Here is a 1,956-nt window from a genome sequence, read left to right on the forward strand (position 1 = left end):
GGCCGGCCGCCACCCGGCCGCTGCGCGACGCCGGCAAGGCCCTGCGCCCGCGTGCGCGCCCGGTGCCGGCCTACGCGCTGGCGGATGCGCCGGACGAAGGCCAGTTCGTCAACTTCTGAAGGGGAAGAACATGCACAACGATCGCTACGAGAGCGCGGCCGAGCACGCGCCGCAGGGTGGCTGGCAGTTCCTGACCTTTCAGCTGGACCGCGAACTGTTCGGGCTCAACATCGCCGGCATCCACGAGATCATCGAGTACCGTCCGCCCACCCCGGTGCCGACCATGCCGGCCTGCGTGCGCGGGGTGATCAACCTGCGCGGCGCGGTGGTGCCGGTGGTGGACCTGCAGTCGCGGCTCGGCCGCGGGCCCAGCGAGGTCACCCGGCGCAGCTGCATCGTCATCGCCAGCGCCGCCACCGACGAGGGCGGCGGCGCGCAGTCCTTCGGCCTGCTGGTGGATGCGGTCAACGAGGTGCTGGAACTGCCGCCGCAGCAGATCGAGGCGCCGCCGGCCTTCGGCAGCGATATCCGCCGCGACCTGCTGCAGGGCATGGGCAAGCTGGAGGATCGGCTGGTGATCCTGCTGGACCGCGCGCGGCTGCTGCGCAGCGACGACATCGCCGAGGCCGGCGCACCGGCGCTGGCGGCGTGACGTCAGGTAGGCCGTGATCCATGCATCACGGCGGCCCCGCTAGGGTGGCGGCGAACGGGCATCCGCCCCAGCGAGGTGCAGACCATGGCAAACGACGAGACCACCCAGTCCGGCAAGCAGCAGGGCATCCACGAGGGTCGGCAGGACCGTGCCCAGGACGACACCGCCAAGCAGCGGCCGGGCCTGGAAGACCAGAAGCTGCGCGAGGCGCACGAGCGCGGCCCGCGCTCCGGCCAGGGCGAGGCGGCGCAGGACGGGCACGACTGAGCGATGCGGCGGGAAGGAGCGGAGTGCATCCCGCTTCCCGTTCCGTCAGGACGACGGCCAAGGACTGCGTGGCGCGCCAGCGGACGGCGCACCCCGCGCGATCGAGCGCGGCCAGGCCCAAGCTCGGCCAACAAAAAAGGCCAGAGAGCCTGGTGGCTGTCTGACCTCGTTTGCACCGTCGAAGACGGCAAGATGGTGGAGCGGAAGGGGATCGAACCCTCGACCTTCGCATTGCGAACGCGACGCTCTCCCAGCTGAGCTACCGCCCCACATCAGACGCGTAGTGTAACTGGGCACGGGGCCGCGTGCCAAGGGGGCAGTGCAACATCGGCGGCGCCGGGGCAGGGGACCGGTCGGGCCGGAAAACGTGTTCGCCTTTTGTCTACAGCGCTCGCATGGAGTCGATATACTCGACGGCCGAAATCCCCCGCGGTGATTTCGTTCCGGACGAAATATACCGTCCGCTTCACACCTTTTTACTAAAGACAGGTCTTTTACACATGACGGAAGTTCGCAACCTGCAACAGATCGCCGAAGCCAAGGCCAAGCTGCAGGAAGAAATGCGCAAGCTGGAAGAGCAGGAGCGGCAGGCGCGCGAGGGCGAAACCAATGCGGCGCACGCCAACGTGCTGTCGCTGCTGGAGCAGTTCGCCGAGTTCTTCAGCGCCAAGCAGCGCAACGAGATCGCCGCCTACGTGACCAGCGCGGCGCCCAAGCCGGCCAGCAGCAAGTCCGCCGGCGGCCGCAGCGAGGTCAAGCCGAAGTACCAGTTGCCGCACACCGGCGAAACCTGGTCCGGCCGCGGTCGCACGCCGAAGGCGTTCGCCGCCTGGGAAGGCACCGCCGCCTACAACGAATGGAAGGCGCGCCACCCGGATCTGAAGTTCCCGCTCTTCAAGTACTGAGCGAACGAAAAAGGCCAGGAATTCCTGGCCTTTTTTATGCCCGATCGTTGACCCGATCGCGCTGCGCGGACGGGGCGGCGCGATCGGCCCGGCCGCGCCCGCTCAGCGTGTGGCCGCCAGCAGCGGCTGCAG

The 1,956-nt window shown here is 68.7% G+C and carries 3 protein-coding genes and 1 tRNA gene; 3 read left to right on the plus strand and 1 reads right to left on the minus strand.

Annotated elements, in window-relative coordinates; translation table 11 throughout:
* Nucleotides 1–130: 130 nt before the first annotated feature.
* Both D183_RS0103205 and D183_RS0103210 read left to right on the plus strand, forming a co-directional pair.
* Entirely contained in the window at nucleotides 131–652 is a 522-nt protein-coding gene (locus D183_RS0103205) for a chemotaxis protein CheW (RefSeq protein ID WP_017907720.1), read from the plus strand.
* Between the two features lie 84 nt (nucleotides 653–736).
* Complete coding sequence (locus tag D183_RS0103210) at nucleotides 737–919, plus strand: hypothetical protein (protein WP_017907721.1); 183 nt, start codon at nucleotides 737–739, stop codon at nucleotides 917–919.
* A gap of 193 nt (nucleotides 920–1,112) precedes the next feature.
* Here D183_RS0103210 and D183_RS0103215 read toward each other — a convergent pair.
* Nucleotides 1,113–1,188 (minus strand) — tRNA-Ala (locus D183_RS0103215).
* A 231-nt stretch (nucleotides 1,189–1,419) separates the two neighbouring features.
* Between D183_RS0103215 and D183_RS0103220 the strand changes: the two genes are divergently transcribed.
* Complete coding sequence (locus D183_RS0103220; RefSeq protein ID WP_010344215.1) at nucleotides 1,420–1,824, plus strand: H-NS histone family protein; 405 nt, start codon at nucleotides 1,420–1,422, stop codon at nucleotides 1,822–1,824.
* The last annotated feature ends 132 nt before the right edge of the window (nucleotides 1,825–1,956 follow it).

This window comes from Xanthomonas sp. SHU 199 (genome assembly GCF_000364665.1).
GTDB classification, from domain to species: Bacteria; Pseudomonadota; Gammaproteobacteria; order Xanthomonadales; family Xanthomonadaceae; genus Xanthomonas_A; species Xanthomonas_A sontii.

What these genes read in the sequence shown, in the direction of transcription:
- D183_RS0103205 (WP_017907720.1), top strand. Translation starts at nt 131, where the DNA reads ATGCACAACGATCGCTACGAGAGCGCGGCCGAGCACGCGCCGCAGGGT.
- D183_RS0103210 (WP_017907721.1), top strand. Translation starts at nt 737, where the DNA reads ATGGCAAACGACGAGACCACCCAGTCCGGCAAGCAGCAGGGCATCCAC.
- D183_RS0103220 (WP_010344215.1), top strand. Translation starts at nt 1,420, where the DNA reads ATGACGGAAGTTCGCAACCTGCAACAGATCGCCGAAGCCAAGGCCAAG.